The organism is Pseudomonas sp. CFBP 8771, from assembly GCF_014841695.1.
In the GTDB taxonomy this organism is placed as follows: domain Bacteria; phylum Pseudomonadota; class Gammaproteobacteria; order Pseudomonadales; family Pseudomonadaceae; genus Aquipseudomonas; species Aquipseudomonas baltica.
On sequence record NZ_JACYUJ010000001.1, the window covers coordinates 519,645 to 536,737 of the forward strand.

Annotated in this window: 29 protein-coding genes; 19 read left to right on the forward strand and 10 right to left on the reverse strand. The window is 59.4% G+C overall.

All coding sequences use genetic code 11. The annotated features are described in order from the left end of the window. Positions 1–45: 45 nt before the first annotated feature. Entirely contained in the window at positions 46–1,239 is a 1,194-nt protein-coding gene (locus tag IFT80_RS02335) for a sensor domain-containing phosphodiesterase (protein WP_192136645.1), read from the forward strand. Between the two features lie 135 nt (positions 1,240–1,374). Here the strand turns inward: IFT80_RS02335 and IFT80_RS02340 are convergent, their stop codons facing one another. From IFT80_RS02340 to IFT80_RS21695, 5 genes are all read right to left on the reverse strand, one after another. Continuing rightward, entirely contained in the window at positions 1,375–2,961 is a 1,587-nt protein-coding gene (locus tag IFT80_RS02340) for an ABC-F family ATPase (RefSeq protein WP_122478465.1), read from the reverse strand. 5 nt (positions 2,962–2,966) lie between these two features. Continuing rightward, a complete protein-coding gene (locus IFT80_RS02345; RefSeq protein WP_192136646.1) occupies positions 2,967–4,175 on the reverse strand; it encodes a tyrosine-type recombinase/integrase in 1,209 nt (402 codons plus the stop codon). 258 nt (positions 4,176–4,433) lie between these two features. Beyond that, on the reverse strand, positions 4,434–4,787 hold the full coding sequence (locus IFT80_RS02350) for a hypothetical protein (RefSeq protein ID WP_192136647.1): 354 nt from the start codon (positions 4,785–4,787) through the stop codon (positions 4,434–4,436). Further along, positions 4,784–5,095: a hypothetical protein gene (locus IFT80_RS02355; RefSeq protein WP_192136648.1), complete on the reverse strand. Its 312-nt coding sequence runs from the start codon at positions 5,093–5,095 to the stop codon at positions 4,784–4,786. The genes IFT80_RS02350 and IFT80_RS02355 overlap by 4 nt, the downstream gene beginning before the upstream one ends. 51 nt (positions 5,096–5,146) lie before the next feature. After that, positions 5,147–5,272 (reverse strand): hypothetical protein, encoded by a 126-nt coding sequence (locus IFT80_RS21695; RefSeq protein WP_274604344.1) that lies wholly within the window; start codon positions 5,270–5,272, stop codon positions 5,147–5,149. A 48-nt stretch (positions 5,273–5,320) separates the two neighbouring features. Here IFT80_RS21695 and IFT80_RS02360 point away from each other — a divergent pair, with 48 nt between their 5' ends. Then, positions 5,321–5,776 (forward strand): hypothetical protein, encoded by a 456-nt coding sequence (locus IFT80_RS02360; RefSeq protein WP_192136649.1) that lies wholly within the window; start codon positions 5,321–5,323, stop codon positions 5,774–5,776. Position 5,777: 1 nt separating this feature from the next. Here IFT80_RS02360 and IFT80_RS02365 read toward each other — a convergent pair whose 3' ends face one another. Continuing rightward, a complete protein-coding gene (locus IFT80_RS02365; RefSeq protein ID WP_192136650.1) occupies positions 5,778–6,641 on the reverse strand; it encodes a hypothetical protein in 864 nt (287 codons plus the stop codon). 91 nt (positions 6,642–6,732) lie between these two features. Here IFT80_RS02365 and IFT80_RS02370 point away from each other — a divergent pair, with 91 nt between their 5' ends. Beyond that, positions 6,733–6,993, forward strand: coding sequence for a hypothetical protein (locus IFT80_RS02370; RefSeq protein WP_192136651.1), 261 nt, complete (start codon positions 6,733–6,735; stop codon positions 6,991–6,993). A gap of 105 nt (positions 6,994–7,098) precedes the next feature. Then, entirely contained in the window at positions 7,099–7,647 is a 549-nt protein-coding gene (locus IFT80_RS02375; RefSeq protein WP_192136652.1) for a hypothetical protein, read from the forward strand. A gap of 37 nt (positions 7,648–7,684) precedes the next feature. Here IFT80_RS02375 and IFT80_RS02380 read toward each other — a convergent pair whose 3' ends face one another. The 4 genes from IFT80_RS02380 to IFT80_RS02395 all read right to left on the reverse strand — a co-directional run bounded on the left by IFT80_RS02380 (position 7,685) and on the right by IFT80_RS02395 (position 9,925). Beyond that, positions 7,685–7,963 carry a hypothetical protein gene (locus IFT80_RS02380; protein WP_192136653.1) on the reverse strand — a complete coding sequence of 93 codons (279 nt, stop codon included), beginning with the start codon at positions 7,961–7,963 and terminating at the stop codon, positions 7,685–7,687. Between the two features lie 213 nt (positions 7,964–8,176). Further along, positions 8,177–8,557: a response regulator transcription factor gene (locus IFT80_RS02385; RefSeq protein ID WP_192136654.1), complete on the reverse strand. Its 381-nt coding sequence runs from the start codon at positions 8,555–8,557 to the stop codon at positions 8,177–8,179. A gap of 285 nt (positions 8,558–8,842) precedes the next feature. Next, positions 8,843–9,094, reverse strand: a complete 252-nt coding sequence (locus IFT80_RS02390; RefSeq protein WP_192057285.1) for a DUF1654 domain-containing protein — start codon at positions 9,092–9,094, stop codon at positions 8,843–8,845. Between the two features lie 171 nt (positions 9,095–9,265). After that, positions 9,266–9,925, reverse strand: a complete 660-nt coding sequence (locus tag IFT80_RS02395; protein WP_197975691.1) for a LexA family protein — start codon at positions 9,923–9,925, stop codon at positions 9,266–9,268. Between the two features lie 87 nt (positions 9,926–10,012). On the opposite strand from IFT80_RS02395, the gene IFT80_RS21555 reads away from it, so the two are divergent. The 15 genes from IFT80_RS21555 (at position 10,013) to IFT80_RS02460 (ending at position 17,075) form a co-directional block, all read left to right on the forward strand. Then, complete coding sequence (locus IFT80_RS21555; protein WP_197975692.1) at positions 10,013–10,228, forward strand: YdaS family helix-turn-helix protein; 216 nt, start codon at positions 10,013–10,015, stop codon at positions 10,226–10,228. A gap of 162 nt (positions 10,229–10,390) precedes the next feature. After that, a complete protein-coding gene (locus IFT80_RS21745; protein ID WP_342214325.1) occupies positions 10,391–10,687 on the forward strand; it encodes a Rha family transcriptional regulator in 297 nt (98 codons plus the stop codon). Further along, positions 10,684–11,457, forward strand: coding sequence for a DnaT-like ssDNA-binding domain-containing protein (locus tag IFT80_RS02405; RefSeq protein WP_342214326.1), 774 nt, complete (start codon positions 10,684–10,686; stop codon positions 11,455–11,457). The genes IFT80_RS21745 and IFT80_RS02405 overlap by 4 nt, the downstream gene beginning before the upstream one ends. Next, the gene (locus IFT80_RS02410; protein WP_192136656.1) at positions 11,454–12,176 is read left to right on the forward strand and encodes a replication protein P; all 723 of its coding nucleotides are present in this window, start codon (positions 11,454–11,456) and stop codon (positions 12,174–12,176) included. Before IFT80_RS02405 ends, IFT80_RS02410 begins: the two co-directional genes overlap by 4 nt. Further along, entirely contained in the window at positions 12,176–12,304 is a 129-nt protein-coding gene (locus IFT80_RS21700; protein WP_274604345.1) for a hypothetical protein, read from the forward strand. The genes IFT80_RS02410 and IFT80_RS21700 overlap by 1 nt, the downstream gene beginning before the upstream one ends. A gap of 5 nt (positions 12,305–12,309) precedes the next feature. Then, the gene (locus IFT80_RS02415) at positions 12,310–12,615 is read left to right on the forward strand and encodes a nuclease domain-containing protein (protein ID WP_192136863.1); all 306 of its coding nucleotides are present in this window, start codon (positions 12,310–12,312) and stop codon (positions 12,613–12,615) included. Beyond that, positions 12,615–12,905, forward strand: coding sequence for a hypothetical protein (locus tag IFT80_RS02420; protein ID WP_192136657.1), 291 nt, complete (start codon positions 12,615–12,617; stop codon positions 12,903–12,905). The genes IFT80_RS02415 and IFT80_RS02420 overlap by 1 nt, the downstream gene beginning before the upstream one ends. Further along, on the forward strand, positions 12,902–13,333 hold the full coding sequence (locus IFT80_RS02425; RefSeq protein WP_192136658.1) for a VRR-NUC domain-containing protein: 432 nt from the start codon (positions 12,902–12,904) through the stop codon (positions 13,331–13,333). The genes IFT80_RS02420 and IFT80_RS02425 overlap by 4 nt, the downstream gene beginning before the upstream one ends. After that, positions 13,330–14,631, forward strand: a complete 1,302-nt coding sequence (locus IFT80_RS02430) for a tyrosine-type recombinase/integrase (protein WP_192136659.1) — start codon at positions 13,330–13,332, stop codon at positions 14,629–14,631. The genes IFT80_RS02425 and IFT80_RS02430 overlap by 4 nt, the downstream gene beginning before the upstream one ends. After that, positions 14,628–14,948 (forward strand): hypothetical protein, encoded by a 321-nt coding sequence (locus IFT80_RS02435; RefSeq protein WP_192136660.1) that lies wholly within the window; start codon positions 14,628–14,630, stop codon positions 14,946–14,948. Before IFT80_RS02430 ends, IFT80_RS02435 begins: the two co-directional genes overlap by 4 nt. 2 nt (positions 14,949–14,950) lie before the next feature. Further along, the gene (locus tag IFT80_RS02440) at positions 14,951–15,142 is read left to right on the forward strand and encodes a hypothetical protein (protein WP_192136661.1); all 192 of its coding nucleotides are present in this window, start codon (positions 14,951–14,953) and stop codon (positions 15,140–15,142) included. Positions 15,143–15,145: 3 nt separating this feature from the next. After that, positions 15,146–15,709 carry a hypothetical protein gene (locus IFT80_RS02445; RefSeq protein ID WP_192136662.1) on the forward strand — a complete coding sequence of 188 codons (564 nt, stop codon included), beginning with the start codon at positions 15,146–15,148 and terminating at the stop codon, positions 15,707–15,709. A gap of 151 nt (positions 15,710–15,860) precedes the next feature. After that, on the forward strand, positions 15,861–16,190 hold the full coding sequence (locus IFT80_RS02450; protein ID WP_049859342.1) for a phage holin, lambda family: 330 nt from the start codon (positions 15,861–15,863) through the stop codon (positions 16,188–16,190). Then, a complete protein-coding gene (locus IFT80_RS02455) occupies positions 16,187–16,615 on the forward strand; it encodes a hypothetical protein (protein ID WP_244652274.1) in 429 nt (142 codons plus the stop codon). Before IFT80_RS02450 ends, IFT80_RS02455 begins: the two co-directional genes overlap by 4 nt. Before the next feature lie 121 nt (positions 16,616–16,736). Continuing rightward, positions 16,737–17,075, forward strand: a complete 339-nt coding sequence (locus IFT80_RS02460) for an HNH endonuclease (protein WP_192136663.1) — start codon at positions 16,737–16,739, stop codon at positions 17,073–17,075. The last annotated feature ends 18 nt before the right edge of the window (positions 17,076–17,093 follow it).

Below are 17,093 nucleotides of genomic sequence, written 5' to 3' on the forward strand. Positions count from 1 at the left end.
CATCTACACTGATGGCACTATCACATTAGGAGGCGATAGTGTGTCATGACAGCCAATAACCTGATGGACCTGGTTGCGCTGAAGCCGTTGTCTGCCACCGAGGCAGGCTGTGTGGATCGCGTGTTGCGCGCCATGCGCACGCACTTGGGCATGGATGTAGCGTTCGTTTCTCATTTCCGCCAGACCGACCGCGTGTTCACCCACGTCGACGCGGCGGCGTTGATACCCCTGAGCCCCGGCGATGTGCTGGAGATGAGCGCCGGCTACTGTCGCGGCGTTGTCAGCGGCGAACTGCCCGGGCTTATCCGCGATACCGGTCAATTGCCGGCTGCGATGGCCATACCGCAGACCCCCGGCCTGCCAATCGGTGCGCACATGAGCGTGCCCATTCATTTGAGTGATGGACGCCTGTACGGGACGTTCTGCTGCTTCAGTCACGCACCGGATCCGGGGTTGACCGAACGCGACCTGAAGATGATGAAGGTGTTCGCCGAGCTGATTGCCGAGCGCCTGGAGTCCGACCTGCAAATGGTCCGCGATCATGACGACAAGGCGCTGCGCGTGCTGGACGTGATCCAGTCGCAGCAGCCACGCGTGGTCTATCAACCGATCTACGACCTGCACACCATGCACGTGGCAGGCTGGGAATGCCTGTCGCGCTTCAACGGCCAACCGGCGCGCACCCCGGACGTCTGGTTCAAGGAGGCCGCCGAAGTCGGTTTGGGCAAGGAACTGGAATGCCTGGCCATTGCTGTGGCCCTGGCCGGTCTGGCGCGGCTGGCGCCGGGCACCTACCTGAGCATCAACTGCTCACCCGAGCTGGTGCTCAGCGGACGATTGCTGGGTCTGTTCAAGAACTACCCGGCCGAGCGCCTGGTGCTGGAGATCACCGAGCATGCGGTGGTGCAGGACTATGCGTCGTTGCAAGTGGCCCTGCAGCCGCTGCGGCTGCGGGGTGTGCGCGTGGCCATCGACGATGCCGGCGCCGGCTATGCCAGCATGCGGCACATCCTGCAGGTGCGTCCGGACATCATCAAGCTCGACATGAGCCTGACCCGTGGCATCGACCAGGATTTCCAGCGACGCGCCATGGCGTCGGCGTTGATCGCGTTCGCCCGCGAGACGGGGAGTGTGATCGTTGCCGAAGGCGTGGAAACCGAAGCCGAGTTGGCGCAACTCAAACGCCTGGGCGCCGCCAACGCCCAAGGCTTCCTCCTCGGCCGCCCGCAACCGTTGTAGCAGCGGCGCAAGCCGCGTCGGCGACACATGCGGTGGGTCAGGATAAACGCGGTGCCCCGGACGCGGCTCGCGCCGCTGCTACGGCGATCGCGTGATCCGCGTCCGGGGGTATGTGGGTCGAAATGCGTTGAACCCTTAGAAAACCACGCCCTGGCTGCGCAGGTAATCATCGTACGTGCCGCTGAAATCGATCACGCCATCGGCGCTCAGCTCGATGATGCGGGTGGCCAGCGACGACACGAACTCGCGGTCATGGCTGACGAAGACCAGCGTGCCCGGATAGTTCTCCAGCGCCAGGTTCAGTGCCTCGATCGACTCCATGTCCAGGTGGTTGGTCGGTTCGTCCATGAGCAGCACGTTGGGCTTCTGCAAGGTCAGCTTGCCGAACAGCATGCGGCCCTGTTCACCACCGGAAATCACCTTCACCGACTTGAGAATCTCGTCGTTGGAGAACAGCATCCGGCCCAGGGTGCCACGTACCATCTGCTCGCCCTGGGTCCACTGGCCCATCCAGTCGAACAGGTTCATGTCGTCTTCGAAGTCGTGTGCGTGGTCCTGGGCGTAATAGCCCAGCTCGGCGCTCTCGGTCCACTTCACCGCGCCCGCGTCCGGGGTCAGCTCGCCGACCAGGGTGCGCAGCAGGGTGGTCTTGCCGATCCCGTTCGGGCCGATGATCGCTACACGCTCGCCTGCTTCGACCACGAAGCTGAAGTTCTCGAACAGTGGCTTGCCGTCGAAGCCCTTGGACATCCGCTCGACGGTGACCGCCTGGCGGTGCAGCTTCTTGTTCTGCTCGAAGCGAATGAACGGGCTGACGCGGCTCGAGGGCTTGACCTCGGCCAGCTGGATCTTGTCGATCTGCTTGGCCCGCGAGGTGGCCTGCTTGGCCTTGGAGGCGTTCGCCGAGAAGCGCGAAACGAAGGTCTGCAGCTCGGCGATCTGGGCTTTCTTCTTGGCGTTGTCCGACAGCAACTGCTCGCGCGACTGGGTCGCAGCGGTCATGTATTCGTCGTAGTTGCCGGGGAACAGGCGCAACTCGCCGTAGTCCAGGTCGGCCATGTGAGTGCAGACGCTGTTGAGGAAGTGCCGGTCGTGGGAAATGATGATCATGGTGCTGTTACGCGCCGTGAGAATGTTTTCCAGCCAGCGAATGGTGTTGATGTCCAGGTGGTTGGTCGGCTCGTCGAGCAGCAACACTTCCGGATCCGAGAACAACGCCTGCGCCAGCAGCACCCGCAGCTTCCAGCCCGGCGCCACTTCGGTCATCGGGCCGAAATGCTGTTCCAGCGGAATGCCCAGGCCCAGCAACAGCTCGCCGGCACGGGACTCGGCGGTGTAGCCGTCCATTTCGGCGAACTCGGTTTCCAGCTCGGCGACGGCCATGCCGTCTTCCTCGCTCATTTCCGGCAGCGAGTAGATGCGATCACGCTCGGCCTTGACCTTCCACAGCTCCTCGTGGCCCATGATGACCGTGTCGATCACCGTGAAGTGCTCGTAGGCGAACTGGTCCTGGCGCAGCTTGCCCAGGCGCACGTTCGGCTCGAGCATGACCTGCCCGCCCGACGGCTCCAGATCGCCGCCCAGGATCTTCATGAACGTCGACTTGCCACAGCCGTTGGCGCCGATCAGGCCGTAGCGGTTGCCGTTGCCGAATTTCACGGAAACGTTCTCGAACAGCGGCTTGGCGCCAAACTGCATGGTGATGTTAGCTGTGGAGATCAAAGAGCTTACCTATCAATAACTTGGGGAGCGATGGGTTCAGGTGATACCGATTTGATACCATTTTGGAGCTTTTCCATCTCGCTCCAATCTGAGCTTGAGTTGATCCATCGCGCATACGTCGATAGCAACATCTGCACACTGTGGCCGAGCTGCTGAGCGATAAAGGCGGGATTCAAACCGGACATTAAGCATATTGTCGCATAGGTGTGGCGGCAGTTGTATGGCGGCCGGTAGCGAATTCCCAGCGCCAGCAGGGCTGGGCGCCACTGCTTGTGGATGTCCGATGTCTGTTTTACGTACTCCCCGCTCTTCGAGGGGGGGAAAACGTATGGAGTTTCGAGTACCTTACCAGCTCCACTTTTCCGACGTTCTGCATATTTCCTCGCGAATTCGAGGGCGTGAAGCGCACGATCATTCAGCAAAACGAATCGATCACCTCCAGTTTTCGTGCGCTCTTCGATCTCTCCCAAGGCAACTGTCCGACATACGTGAGCGATCTTTTTGTTGAAGTCGATCGCATCCCAGCGTAGCGCCAGTGCTTCAGATAGTCGCAGGCCTGTGAAAAAGACGAACTCGTAGAAGGCTGCGTAGATCGTTCCAGGCCAGTGCTTGTGGGCGTACAACTGGACAATGATCCGGTTGGCCTCGTCCAACGTGAATGGGTCTATCTCTTTGCGGTTGCGTTTGGGCAGTTCGATCGGATCGGCGGGGTTCTTCGCCAGCAGCCCGTCGGAGACGGCCGACTTCAGCACTGTGGAGAGCTTGGTGAGAGCGTTGCGCTTCACCCCAGGCGAAGCCCAGGCCGTAGAAGTGATGATCGTACGGATCAGGGTAGGGGTGATCAGATCGATCCGGACCAGTGCCAAGCGCGGCACCCAGTATAGGTTCAGTGCCCCTTTGTAATTGTTCCTGGTGCCCGCAGTGATCTCCCGACTATCCAACCAGAGCTGGGCATATTGGCCGAAGCTGAGCGCGCTTCCGGAGACGGTTGCCGAGCCGGGGAACAGCTCAGCGTATTTGTCGTCATCAAGCAGCCCATGTTTGATGAGGCTGACTACCTGATCGCGAAGCTTGGATGCAGCTGCGATGCCTTTTTGTGTCTGGGGATAGGGGAGCGTTTCACAGCGCCGGACCCCGTTGTAGGTAAAGCGGACACGGAGAGCGTTCCGGAAGACTTCCACCCCTCGGGGCATACCCACTGACTTTCCAGCCATTCTTCGTATCTCCTGACGCTGTAGATGATTCGGCTGCCTTGCTTGATCCACACTCCCATGGGGATCTGGCGGCGTGCACGCCTGGCCCGCAACGCATATACGGTGGTGCCCAGCAGGTCCGCCATTTTCTCTTCCGATACCTTGTCCATTTCGTGGACAACGGCCACCTCGCGCTCTGCGCTCATGTTTTGGTACCTCTCCAATTGAATTTCGGCCCGCACTCGGGCAGTCGGCGCCCACTGTTGGCGGCAGAAGGCGTTAGCTCGGGCGTTCGGTCTTATCTCTCGACAGCGCCCTATCCATCAGCGCAATCGACTTTCGGCGTCGGTCCTGGACCTCAGGGCTGTCTGGGTCGTAGCTAAGTCCGAGATAGCTGCGAGGATCCTTCGCCATCGCGCGCTTAACACGATTGAAGTTCTCATCGCGCTGCCAAAGGCCACTCCAGACCATGAACGGTTTCTTGCCTTCGGATTCGGCCTCGGCAAGCTTCCAGATAGCCTGGCGGTCGAAGGTCATCAACATGTCCATGGCGCAGACCGCCAATCGCAGACCGTCATAGTCGGGCCGCTCGCCTGAGCGCGCCGCTTCAATAATTTCGCCGAGAGTTTTCATGACGCCACCCCGCGGCGCGCCCACTGCACATAGGGGCCGTCATCCGTATCGAAGATTCCCATCAGGAACCACTCAGGCCCCGGGGATTCTGGATTCCAAGCGGTGCACGCGGCATCCTCTTCGGGAAGCTCGTCGAGTTCGTCGCCTGAGTGCCACCCTTTCAGCTCAAGGCCTTGGTCTTTAGTCCAGGCAAGGTAGGGGGGAGGGTCCTCGCCGCCGCCGAAATCCGGAATGTCTGGGTGGTACCACCAGCCGTCTTTGTCACGCACCACGGCCGCTGGCTGGATCAGATCAGTTTCTTCAGGCATGACTTCGTCCTCACCGCTACAGCGGCTGACTTTGAATTGAAGGGGAAGGGGTTACTTGGCGATGACGTCGGCGCTTGCGATGAAGCGGCCGACGAGCATGCCTAAAGGAAGTTGCAGGCAGAGCCAGACGATGGCCCATCCGCCGAGGCCGGCGGAAAAATCGATTGCTGTGTGCATGGGCTATCCTCGCCGGTATATTATATTTTTGGGTATCAGGTACTTGAAATGAAGTTCGCTAATTGGCTGAAAAACAATCTTCCGGCATCTTGGCGGCACCGCATCGAGATGGCGCAGGCTCGGAGGCTTGAGGCATTACTCATTGCCGCTAGCCCACCAGACACTCGTGAGGCCCACGAATCAGGGGCTGTGCAGTGTTATATGCAAGAAATGTCGGAGATACATCAGTGGCGGCGCGAGCTCATCACCGCTAACTACCGTAGGAAGGCTGATGCCTTATCCGTGCTTTTTCCTGGCTACCAAGATGAGGTGTACTGGGAGGAAGTCGAGAATGAGCTGACCCAGCAAACACTTCGCTGCTTGAGTCCTAAGGGCGAGGCCATGTTGAAGGCGGCTATTCGAGAAGAGCGGAAACACCGGAGAGAAGCCGTTGGATATTGGTTTGGCATTGCGGTAGGCCTAATTGGAGCAATCACAGGTCTTGTATCGGTTTTCAAAGCCTAGATCAGTCGCCGCAGAAGCAGTCGATATCTCCGGAGTGGCCAAACGCATCCATCTGGCCTTTGTAGTTATCTGCGTACCACGCCAGGTGGGAGTACTTCGGGCGATCCATGCGGAACACCTGGTTGAATTTTTCCTCAAGGCCAGACCAGAAGATCACGCGCTCTGGCTCCGCCTGGATGGCTTTGAACAGCTTGTCCTCACTTTTCTTCCAGCACAGGTCGCAATTGCCCAGGTCGGAATCGATGCCCAGGTCGAAGTCCTGCGATTGCCAGAAGTCGGCCACATCTTCCTTAGTGATTCCTGCGCTGTAGGACGGGCAAACGCTTTCCCACCGCGAGCCGCCCTTGGCATTGGCGGCCATCATGCGATGATATCTCCCGGGTTCATCCTTGCGGATGCCGACCACGCAATCCCACTCGTCGTATCCCAGCGATCGCATGTGCTTCTCGCCGATCTTGATCTTCAGATACGCGGTGCACATGTTGTTCGAGAAATTGGGCAGTACTGGGGATAAGCCCTTTTCCCGCCTCCGATACTCGGCGTAGTATTCGAGCATCATCATGAAGGGCTCGCCGTTGCGACTGGCCGTATCGAAGTCCACCAGGCGATACCACGGGGCGTCGGAGTCCTGGCCATAGACCCGGCACCACTCCATCCAGGTGACGTGCACGCCCCAGCGCTTGGCCATCTGATCGATGAATACCAACGTCTCTTCGCGCTCCTTGCCGGTGTTCTGGAAGAAGAGGTGTACGTCTGCCGGCAGCTGGTCGCCGTGGGCTTCGAGGATCTTGTAGACCATGTGCCCGGATGTTCGGCCACCGCTGATGCCGATCTGCGCCGGCCCGGTGATGTTGTAAGGGTTCATAGATACTCCAGACAGCCGCCCGCACATCGCCGGCTGGCATGAATCAAAAAAATAGGGTAGTTGTACGGCTTTTACTCGGAGCAGGGGCAGGATGACGGAAATTGATTGCTCAGAAGGTTCGTACCAGCTTCTTTCCCAAGGCTACTATGGACAGGAACCCTCACTCATTGGATACAGCGATAAGGAAGGAACATTCACTGATCGCTTTGGTAACCCTGCTTTCAATATCAGTGGACTTCAGCTGACCAGCATCACCCACACGACAGTCGTTGGAGAAATTTTCCAAGATGGCAAGCAATGGCAGGTGCGCGATGAGCAGGGTAACTGCCTGTACTTGATTCGCCAGGTTTGAATGAGGATTATTCGATTGCAGGCGACGCCCTGCGATATCCCAGTGAGTGGCCAATATCTCCAAATGAGGTATTTATGAGCATAAGTCATTAAGGAATTAAAGATTGTGGAAGCTTTGAGTTCGATATTGCCAGCCGTCTTCGGAGGTTTTATATCTTCTGGATTGATTACTTACTATCTGGGTGCGATGCGCGCTGAGAGAGAAGTGCGTAGAAATAAACTTGAGGGCGTCTACGCAGAAATGGAGCAGAACATCCGTCGTTTACAGGCCTACGGAGCTCGCCAGTTGAGTAATCTATCCAAGATAGAGAATAATTTACCTCTGCTCGAAAATGGTGAGAAAGATAGTTCCTCAGGACCTACGGTGGTCGATAGGCACCTCACTATATTGACTATCTACTTTCCATCTGTGACTCCTTCTTATAGAGCTTTTTTTTCAGCTTGCCAGAATCTCAATGGTATTGTGATTAGTCAGGAAATACATCGTTCTTTGAATGAAGGTCCGCTTCCATCGAGGCGGGCAGAGGCGAAGTTGATATTTGAAAGCCTCTTCGGTCTCGGCGAACAGGTGTCACTGGACTTGCTATATGAGGCTGACAAAATTAATTGCTCGCCTTTGTTTAGGTTTCTTTTAAAGAGACGTTTGGCTTTGTAATTATGCTTTGAAAGCCATAATTTCATTCCACTCCACCCTACTTCACTCCTGCTACGGCCGTTGCGGCGTCGGCTCGCGCTTCTAATTCCTGGGCAAAGTTCACGGCGGCTTTGTAAGCGAAGCGGAAGCCCCGCACACGGCCGGTGGCCCACTCGACGATGTGGTAAGCCTTCTCGCCCTTGGTAACCACTTGGTAGCGTATCTTCTGCACGGGCGCCTCCTGCCCGATTAGGGCGTACATCTGATAGGTAGCGAGGTTCATGCGAGCGCGCAGGGCTTGAAGGCCTTCGTTGCGCTCCTGAATACGTGGGTGCATGTCTTTCTCCTTGTCTGAAGGCATTGGTCAGGACCCTGGGGCAGGGTGCTGGCTCATATCGACGGGCAAAGGAAAACCCGGACGTGCCGGGCTTTGCGCTCAAGTGGTACCACCCTACGAGAGCGGTGCGTGCTGCCCTGGGCGGGCGCTGATTTATGGCTTCATGGCTCAACCCTCCATCCGTAGGCCGCTATGGATAGGCAGCCGCACCTCTCAAGCGCAGTATTCGAAAGCCTCGGCCTTGCGCATCACACGCACCTCGGCGGTACGGCGTTCCGGCACGCGCCGGTCGCGGCGCATTGAGTGGTCATCAGCCACCGCGTGCATGGTGATGAGCGCGGCGAGCAGGATGCACACCGGCGAGATGATCTGGCGTTTCATGGCCTCGGCCACCAGCGCGGCCCGGCGGTGCACGCCGAGCTTGAACATGGCCACGTCCAGGCGCTTCTTCACGGTGCCCGGCGAGATACCGAACGCCTTGGCGATTTCCTTGGCAGTCATACCAGCAGCGACGGACATGCAGTACTGCAGCTCTTTGGGCGCCAGGCCTCGTCCGAGGTGGCCTTTCCATTCGCCGCTGATGATGGTTTCCATGATGATTCCTCAGACTTGGTAACTCGTTCGATTTCCCGTCTGGCCCTGCTTCCAAGGCCAGCCAGTGAAATCCGTCTCTTGTAAAGAACTTGGTTCCAGTCGATCCCTCGCGGGGCTGGGAGGCCAATTCGCTGGCCCCTTGCTAACTGGCGGCTTCACCAGTCGTTTCCCGAGTCGCTGTGGCGTCTCGACCAGCTGATTATGAGTAAGCACATATTCACTGTCAACGGGTATCCTCATATTTGCTTGCGTAGCACTAAAAAGCCCGCACGCGGCGGGCTCATCTCAGACTTCGCAATACTCTCGCCAGCCTATCCGGACTTCCTCCCCTTCGACATCATCTACCTTGATCCCGGCCGTCTCTGATATCTCGTTCAGGAGCCGCCGCCAATCTGCAGGCGGCTCGTTGGGTAACCTGGACACCACAACGAATTGGCGCTTCTGAACCTTCGGATCATTGATGATGCGCTGCACGCGGTGGCCGATCTGCTCGTAGGTGCGCGGCTTGGTCTGGGTGAAATCTGGCTGGTGAAGCATTGTGACCCTCCTTTTCAACTGCTGTATGTATATACAGTATTCAGGAGTAGGGGAAATGGCAAGCGCACTGTAGGATCAATCTGACAGGCACAAAAAACCCGCATGGCGCGGGTCTGGTAGTTCTAGTAGAGGCTGGAAACGACGCCTGCTCCGGCATCAGCCTATGCTGGTTCAAAGCTTCATGAGCGCTCGCACCACCACGCCAACGATCTTGCAGTCATCCGAGCACAACTCAATAGGGTAGGCAGGGTTCAGCGGCTTCAGGAATCGGCGCCCACCGTCCTCGACCAGCTTCTTAAACGTCGCTTCATTGCTATCAGCCAGCTTGGCGATTACCAGCTTGCCCGACTGAACGTCGGCTTCGGTGTCCACCAGGATAAACGTCCCTTCTGGAACGCTCTGTCCATTGATGGAGGTCATCGAGTCGCCTTTCACCTCAAGCCAAAACGCCGGGCCCTTGGAGTCGTACTCCGACATCTCATACCGATCGGAGTAGCCAGGCGGGAATGGCTCGACAGCCTCCGACCACGCTCCGGCCGCTACCCAGGAGATGACCGGGTACCGGAACATCATGTTCGGCTGCTCGATCATCGAGACGTTAGATGACTCACTTTCATGCCCGGCAGGCTGCATGTCTCCTTTCCCTTCCGCCAGCCAAATCGCGGAAACCCGGCAGGCCGCCGCGATCTGTGCGGTGAAGTTAGATCCCTGCGACTTGCCGCGCTCTAGATTGGATATAGAGGTCTGATCCAGCCCAGCTTTATCTGCCAGCTGTTGCTGAGTGAGCTTCGCGTGCTTTCGGGCGATTTTGATGCGGTCTTTGAATTCCATTGCCGGATTATCAGGGGCGTTCCCATATCCTTGCAAATGAGTATGCCCATGCTGTAACGTATGAGTATTCCCATATGGAGGGGCAGTATGAACACTATCTACAAGGACCTCGTTGCCTTCTTCGGGACGCAAGAGGTTACCGCTGAGAAGCTGAAGGTCGATCAAAGCACTGTTTCCGGATGGGTTCGCGGCAAGCATGGCATGTCACCTGTGGTTGCCAAACGGGCCGAGGCTATAAGCGAGGGCTCTTTTAAGAAAGAGGATCTCTGCCCCTCATTTCCATGGGCTGAGATGGCGGCGTAGCCAGGCATTTATCCAGCCAGTGAGTGAATTATCCGCGTGTTGGCGCTTGGCCAGTAGTAACCCCGCAGGGCTGTTGATTTAACCAGTATAAAAAAATCAGACGAAAAAAAAAAACCGCCTGGCAGGGCGGCTTCTTAAACAACATCGGAACTGAGGTTGATTATGCACACCCAGATCACCCCCCGCAATACCTTCGATGATTCGTCATTGATGGTGCAACACCGGGCCGTGACGCGTCATGTCATGTCGTCGCGTGAGATCGCCGAATTGACCGGCAAGCGCCACGACCATGTCATTCGCGACGTCCGCCGCATGCTGTTCGAGCTGGAAATAAATGGCCCCAAATTTGGGGACAGCTATCTCGCCGAAACCCGCGCCGAACGTGCTGCCTCCCAACCCTTCATCACCCCGAAAGGCCTCGCGTGTTTGGCCGAAAAGAATATTGGAGCCTCGCTGTGAGCGTTCAAGCAATGTCCTGGGCACTGTCCCGCCGCGACCTGGGTAAAGATTCGAGCGCGCGCCATGTGCTGCTGTGCCTGGCCAACTACGCCGCTGCTGATGGCCGTGGTGCTTTCCCGTCGGCCAAGACTCTCACCGAAGACACCGGCCTGTCCGAGCGCACCGTGCGTTCGAAGCTGGACCTGCTGGAAGGTCAAGGCATCATCGTTCGTGGCAATCAGGCTCTGGCCGCCGTGTACATCGATCGCCATGACCGCCGCCCGGTGGTGTACGACTTGATGCTCAAGCGGGGTGCAGTAGATGCACCCCGTGAAGAGGTAACGGGGTGCAGCCAGCAACAGAACGGGGTGCAGCCTACGACAGAACGGGGTGCAGCCATTGCACCCAATACATCACTTAACCATCAATTAACCGAACAGCAGCAGCCGCACGAGATTGCGGATGTCATCGCTGAGCAGGACATGGCCGCCGTTGCAGCGCTGGATGGATCTGGAGAAGCTCGCCAGCGCTTCTCGATGCACGTTGACTGGGCCGTCAACCACGCCGCCCTGGCTGCTCAGCTCAAGATCATGGGGATCACCACGGCCCTCACCGACGAGACCTTCGGGTCGTTCATGGGCTTCCACATCGCCAAGCCTGATATCCGCGACACCGACGGCGGCTGGCATCACCGCCTGGCCAAGTGGATCAAGCGGCAGGCCACTGAGAAAGCTGCAGCGCCCGACTTCGACGACAAATCCTGGCGCACTGATGAGAGCGGCGACCTATGAAAACCGTTACCCAGATGATCCCTCGTGCAACCACGGCCCTTCAGCACACCCAGCCGCTGCCATCGGCAACACAGCCTCTTGGCGTGGTCGATAACCAGACCGGCGATGTGATCGAGAAGATCTTCCGTCAGCTCCAGTCGATCTTTCCGGCGTGGAAGCAGGCTTGGCCAGATGACAAAGCTTTGGCCAGCGCCCAGCGCAGCTGGACTAAAGGCTTCATTGGCGCAGGCATCTGCACCATTGAACAGGTTCGATTCGGAATCGAGCAGTGCCGCCGCAGCCGGTCGCCGTTCGCGCCGAGCATCGGCCAGTTCATCGAATGGTGCACGCCAGGCCCTGAGTATTTCGGTATGCCGGCCGTTGGTGATGCGTGGATTGAAGCCCTGATGGAGAACTACACCCATCCCGCGGTGAAGGTCGCGGCCAATGCCACCGGTTTGTTCGACCTGCGGGCGGCGAATCAAGAGAACAAAGGCTTGCGCGAGCGCTTCGAGCGCAACTATCAGATCGTGCTGCGCCGGGTCCAGGCCGGCCAGCCACTGGATGGGAAGATCCTCGCCGGTATCGGCCACGACAGACAGAAGACCGAGCTGGAGCTTGCCAACGAACAGGCAGAGCGCGAAACACAGGGGCGCATCGCCGCCCAAGGCATCCCAGCGAACGGGCAGTCGGCTCGCGAACTGCTGATGGCAAGGTTTGGCAAGCGGAGCGCTTCGTGATGGCCAAGCGCAGCTGGCAGGTAACCGTCCCGGGCTACAACCCGTTCCGCATGGGCGCAGAAACCATGGATTACGCCGAGGCTCTGGCCACGGCTCGTTCGATTTGGCCCTTGGCCGAGGTGCACTGATGAATATTCGACAGGCCAACTTGACCAAGGCCGCCCGTGGTCGTGATTGTCAGGTGCGCGTGCCCGGCGTGTGCAACGGCAACCCAGAGACCACTGTTTTGGCGCACTACCGACTGGCCGGCACCAATGGCATGGGATTCAAGCCGAACGACTTCCAGGGCGCTTGGGCTTGCTCGGCCTGCCACGACTACGTTGACGGGCGCGGCTCAAGCCGCCGTGGCTCCGACCGTGAGGAATCGCGCTTGCTCCACGCCGAGGGCGTCATGCGCACCCAAGACATTCTGATTCGTGAAGGCAAGGTGGCATCGTGATGATCAGCGACAAGACGCGAGAGCAATTCGAAGCCTGGGCTGCAACCAAGGGCATGGGTAGGCACCTGGCCCGCGCCGATTCCGGCCTGTACGTGAGCCGGGTCACGCAGAACTACATGGACTGCTGGATGGCTTCCCGGGCTGGCCAGGCGGCCGAGGTTCAGTCGCAGCTCGATGCGCTATCTGCGGCCCGTCCGTATGTTGCCTTTGCCTTCAGCGAGGGGATGGATGGATCGCACGAAGCAGGATTGCAGCTGGACGCAGCCCTGACAAAGGATGGGTCCAATTGAAGCCTGCCGAGCTGAAGCTGTTCAAGACCAAGGCCCCGCGCGCTAGGTCCGTCGACCGTGAAGGCCTCGAGCAGGCGGCGCTGCTGCGCGAGGTTGCGTTCCGCCACCCGGTCGCTGCAAAGCTGATCTACCACGTGCCCAACGGCGGCCACCGTCATAAGGCTGTTGCGGTGAAGCTGAAAGATCAGGGCGTCAAGGCAGGCGTTCCGGACCTTGTCTTGCCAATGGCGCGTGGTGGGTACTTCGGCCTGTACATCGAATTCAAGGCCACGCCGCCTTTTGATGCTGCTGTATCGCCCAGCCAGGATGCCTACATCCATGCGCTGACCGAACAGGGCTATCTCGCCATTGTGTGCCGAGGGCACTTCGATGCGGTCGAGCAGCTGCGCGCTTACCTGCTGCTCCCGCCGACGAGGGCTGCAGCATGAGCAAGACCCGCGCCGTGAAGTTTTCCGACGCCGAGATCCGCAGGCAGGCCGCCGACCCGGACGTGCATGACTTGCGTGACCCCCGTCACCCCGGCCTGTACCTGCGCTTCGGACAGGACCGTCAGCGCGGCTCCTGGTACCTGGTCAAGGGCAAGTCTTGGAACCGTATCTCCGGCTATCCCGATCTCGGCGCCGCGGCAGTGTTGGCCGAACTGCCAGCCTTGCGTCAGCGCCTGCTGCGCGACCCGGCAGCGGCGGTCGCCCTGGGTGGCCTGGCCACGGTCGGTCAGCTGCTCGACTGGTACGGCGACCGCATGAGCCGCGATCGCTCCCTTTCAGACAAGCGCAAGGCCGGTGCCAAGTCGGCCATCGCCTGCCACCTCAAGCCGCGCCTGGAAGACGTGCCCGTGCGCGAGGTGACAGCGCCGGTGCTGGACAAGCGCCTCATGTGGCCCGCTCAGGAAGACCTCTCGCTGTCCTACGTTCACCAGCTGTTTACCCTGCTGGTGCTCGCGTTCCGCCAGGCGCACAAGCTGGGCATGATCGAAGCAAACCCGGTGGCGGGCCTCAAGTTCGTCGACTTCACCAAGGCACGCATCGTGCCCAAGGCCGCACGGCTGCGCGGCGTTCACCTGGCAACCGTGGTCCCGATGCTGGCAGATCTGTTTGATACCGAGCCGGCCGAGGCCATGCTGGCGCTGATGATGCTGTGCCACGGTACCCGCGTGGGCGAGACACGGCTGGCACGTTGGCCCGACATCAGCCTGGCCGACGGCGAGTGGTTCATCCCTGCACAGAACACGAAGACCCGCACCGAGCATCGCCTGCCTCTCACCGCCCAGGCTCAGGCGCTGCTGACGCGCTACCGAGCGATCCAGATCGCCCAGGGCTACGACGGCACCTACCTGTTCCCATCACGTCGTGGCCGTGCACTGAGCGAAGGCCAGGCCAGCGCCATATTCACTCGGATGGGGAAGGGTGAGTGGACCAGCCACGACCTGCGCAAGGTGGCGCGCACCGCGTGGACCGACCTGGGCATCGACGGGCACATCGGCGAGATGTTGCTCAACCATACGCTGGGCAAGATCGCCTCGACCTACATCAACACCCAGGCTCGGGCGCAGCGCCTGCTGGCCTTGGAAAAGTGGCATGGCTGGTTAGATGGCCGTGGCTTTCAGGCTATTCACAACCTGACAGACGCCCAATACGAAGAATCGGAAAAACCGCTGCAAGCCACGAACGACGTGGGCTGCGAGGCGATTTCGGAAATTGTGAATGGCGAGGTTTCAAAAGCATGAAAAAGAGCCATGGGCCCGCTTTCCGTGCTGCTCGCATTGAGCTCGCCAGGTGCTCGGCCTGCCGTGGTCGCGCTGTGACGCAGGGCGTTTTCCATGAGCTGCCATGCGACCAGTGCAACGCTTCCGGCTGGGTTTCGGCTGAGACCGGCCAACCGCTACCGCTCGAGGCGCTGGTGACCCAGCTCAGCCTGCGGCTGCGAGCCGCCGAACAGCAGATCGAACAGTTGAAGCGGTCGGTGCCGATGAATGGCCCGGCTGCTCAGTACACACAGAACAACCGCCGCGGCGCCGGCGGCACGAACTACACAGGGGACTGACCATGCCGATCGTATTGACCGACCGCGAAGCCTTCGTCGCCGGCCTTCTGGCGGGCGTATGGAATGAGTTTTTGAAGCTGCCCGTTGAGCATCCAATGGAGCAGGACGAGTTCTGCAGGGCGATTCATGTTTGCCAAAATATGGTGCTAGCCCGGCCTGGTCGCCGCGCAGTCAACGCACAAGCAGGGGAATAAGCCATGGCTATCTATAAAGACGTGATGGGCACCCTGGTGCGCGTGCTGGCCGCCGACAACATCGACAACAGCACCAAGCAGTCCTGGCAGAAGTTGATCGATGCCGATCTGCGCCAGGGCGGTACCGGCAGCACAATCTCGGTTCGAGACAAGTTCGACTACGACTGCTGCCTGTACGCACTGCTGCACCGCGAACTGGCCTCGGCCCACTGGGATGTGCTGGTCGCCAAATACTCGACGCATAAGGCCAACAAGGTCGCCGCCATTGGCCGCCTTGTGAGCCGCATGAGCAGCCCGGCGCCTCAGTTGTTCGTCTACAAGGCGCTCACTGCCTGGGCCATCCCAAAGCTCAAGGGCGAGCAGTCCGGCAAGCGCTCCACCGACATGATCATCCTGCCGGCCGAGTTCTACGACATGAACACTTGGGATCCTGCGGCATCGCCAGAGCGGACTCGCCGCAACTGGCGCGCTGGAATTCACAAGCGCCTTGAGCAGCTGGAGGAAGCCGCCGTAATCCACGCGACTGAGATATTCGACGCCGAGCAAATCTTTCTGGACGCCGCTTGACCAAGATGGCCGATTGGCCGTAGATTACCCCCATCATGTCGATCTTGCGTGCGCTGATACGCAACGACACTAAAACATCCGAAACCCGGCCATCGCGCCGGGTTTTTTCGTTTCTAGCTCCCCAGTTCGGGGAGGCATTCGGATTTCACTTATGCCAGAGAAAGACCCCGACCTCTGGGCTCAGGTATGGCTGCACCTACGCCTGTACCTGGCCAACCCTCTCTGGCAAGGAGCGATCATGGCAACGGTAATTTCTGGGCTTCGTGTGTTGTACGAGGCCAAAGAGACCAGCAAGCGCCGCATCCTGCTGGAGTCACTGATTTGTGGTGGGCTGAGCCTGTCCGCGAGCAGCGTCATCGAGTGGATGGAGTGGCCCTCGAGCTTGTCCGTTGCCGCCGGCGGTGCGATCGGCTTTGTCGGTGTGACTGTCATCCGCGAAATGATCGTGAAGTTCCTCGGACGCAAGGCGGACGGCCTATGAACATGCTCAAAAGCATTGCCGCTGCACTGATCATCGGCTTAGTGGCTGCACTGCTCATTGCCATCCAGCAGTACCGCGTGATCGCGCTGGAAGGGCAGGTGACGGTGCAGACGCGGGCGGCCAAGGATGCAACCGAAGCCAATACCGAAAGCCTGAAGACCATCACCACGCTCCAGGCCGAGGCCAAGCGTAACGCCAACTACCTGGCCGATCTACAGCAGCGCCTCAAGGCCAGCGAAGACAAGGCCCGCCAAGCGAGGAAGGACTTTGAAGACCTCAAGCGTAAGAGCCCGGCTGTTCGCAAGTGGGCTGATCAGCCTTTGCCTGACGGCCTGCGCGGTAAGCCCGCAGCCAGCGCCGGGAAAGACGTCAGCGGTAAGGCTGGAAGCGCCGGTAATGGTGCCGTGCGAACGGGTCAGCGATAGCGATGACAACCTGGCACTGAACGGTGACCTTTGGGCGCTGAAGGATCGCGCCATCAACCTGCTCGACACCTGCGCTGATCAAGTCGACGCGCAGATCAAGCGCAGCCAGAGTAGGTAGGCCATGGCACGACTGAAGACGCTTGGTAATCGTGTGGCGACTCAAGGTGACCGGATGAGCACCGCGCCGCCAGCGACATGGCGAGCTGGGAAGACCACGGCCAATCAGCGAGGCTACAACTACGCCTGGCAGAAGGCGCGACTGGTGCATCTGGCAGCTCATCCGCTGTGCGTCTACTGCGACCGAGCCGGGTTGGTAGTTGCTGCCTCAGTGGTCGATCACATCGTCGCTCACAACGGTGACCAGACCCTATTCTGGGATCGCAGCAACTGGCAATCCCTCTGCAGACCCTGTCATGACAGCGTGAAGCAGCGCGAGGAGGCCGCGGGTCGCTCGATCTGACCGGTTCGGGTCGAACTT

What these genes read in the sequence shown, in the direction of transcription:
- IFT80_RS02420 (WP_192136657.1), top strand. Translation starts at nt 12,615, where the DNA reads ATGATCAGCGACAAGACGCGAGAGCAATTCGAAGCCTGGGCTGCAACC.
- IFT80_RS21695 (WP_274604344.1), bottom strand. Translation starts at nt 5,272, where the DNA reads ATGCACACAGCAATCGATTTTTCCGCCGGCCTCGGCGGATGGGCCATC.
- IFT80_RS02385 (WP_192136654.1), bottom strand. Translation starts at nt 8,557, where the DNA reads ATGGAAACCATCATCAGCGGCGAATGGAAAGGCCACCTCGGACGAGGC.
- IFT80_RS21700 (WP_274604345.1), top strand. Translation starts at nt 12,176, where the DNA reads ATGGCCAAGCGCAGCTGGCAGGTAACCGTCCCGGGCTACAACCCGTTC.
- IFT80_RS02460 (WP_192136663.1), top strand. Translation starts at nt 16,737, where the DNA reads ATGGCACGACTGAAGACGCTTGGTAATCGTGTGGCGACTCAAGGTGAC.
- IFT80_RS02380 (WP_192136653.1), bottom strand. Translation starts at nt 7,963, where the DNA reads ATGCACCCACGTATTCAGGAGCGCAACGAAGGCCTTCAAGCCCTGCGC.
- IFT80_RS02350 (WP_192136647.1), bottom strand. Translation starts at nt 4,787, where the DNA reads ATGAAAACTCTCGGCGAAATTATTGAAGCGGCGCGCTCAGGCGAGCGG.
- IFT80_RS02430 (WP_192136659.1), top strand. Translation starts at nt 13,330, where the DNA reads ATGAGCAAGACCCGCGCCGTGAAGTTTTCCGACGCCGAGATCCGCAGG.
- IFT80_RS21745 (WP_342214325.1), top strand. Translation starts at nt 10,391, where the DNA reads ATGCACACCCAGATCACCCCCCGCAATACCTTCGATGATTCGTCATTG.
- IFT80_RS02395 (WP_197975691.1), bottom strand. Translation starts at nt 9,925, where the DNA reads ATGGAATTCAAAGACCGCATCAAAATCGCCCGAAAGCACGCGAAGCTC.
- IFT80_RS02445 (WP_192136662.1), top strand. Translation starts at nt 15,146, where the DNA reads ATGGCTATCTATAAAGACGTGATGGGCACCCTGGTGCGCGTGCTGGCC.
- IFT80_RS02455 (WP_244652274.1), top strand. Translation starts at nt 16,187, where the DNA reads ATGAACATGCTCAAAAGCATTGCCGCTGCACTGATCATCGGCTTAGTG.
- IFT80_RS02335 (WP_192136645.1), top strand. Translation starts at nt 46, where the DNA reads ATGACAGCCAATAACCTGATGGACCTGGTTGCGCTGAAGCCGTTGTCT.
- IFT80_RS02435 (WP_192136660.1), top strand. Translation starts at nt 14,628, where the DNA reads ATGAAAAAGAGCCATGGGCCCGCTTTCCGTGCTGCTCGCATTGAGCTC.
- IFT80_RS02390 (WP_192057285.1), bottom strand. Translation starts at nt 9,094, where the DNA reads ATGCTTCACCAGCCAGATTTCACCCAGACCAAGCCGCGCACCTACGAG.
- IFT80_RS02440 (WP_192136661.1), top strand. Translation starts at nt 14,951, where the DNA reads ATGCCGATCGTATTGACCGACCGCGAAGCCTTCGTCGCCGGCCTTCTG.
- IFT80_RS02360 (WP_192136649.1), top strand. Translation starts at nt 5,321, where the DNA reads ATGAAGTTCGCTAATTGGCTGAAAAACAATCTTCCGGCATCTTGGCGG.
- IFT80_RS21555 (WP_197975692.1), top strand. Translation starts at nt 10,013, where the DNA reads ATGAACACTATCTACAAGGACCTCGTTGCCTTCTTCGGGACGCAAGAG.
- IFT80_RS02355 (WP_192136648.1), bottom strand. Translation starts at nt 5,095, where the DNA reads ATGCCTGAAGAAACTGATCTGATCCAGCCAGCGGCCGTGGTGCGTGAC.
- IFT80_RS02345 (WP_192136646.1), bottom strand. Translation starts at nt 4,175, where the DNA reads ATGGCTGGAAAGTCAGTGGGTATGCCCCGAGGGGTGGAAGTCTTCCGG.
- IFT80_RS02410 (WP_192136656.1), top strand. Translation starts at nt 11,454, where the DNA reads ATGAAAACCGTTACCCAGATGATCCCTCGTGCAACCACGGCCCTTCAG.
- IFT80_RS02370 (WP_192136651.1), top strand. Translation starts at nt 6,733, where the DNA reads ATGACGGAAATTGATTGCTCAGAAGGTTCGTACCAGCTTCTTTCCCAA.
- IFT80_RS02365 (WP_192136650.1), bottom strand. Translation starts at nt 6,641, where the DNA reads ATGAACCCTTACAACATCACCGGGCCGGCGCAGATCGGCATCAGCGGT.
- IFT80_RS02450 (WP_049859342.1), top strand. Translation starts at nt 15,861, where the DNA reads ATGCCAGAGAAAGACCCCGACCTCTGGGCTCAGGTATGGCTGCACCTA.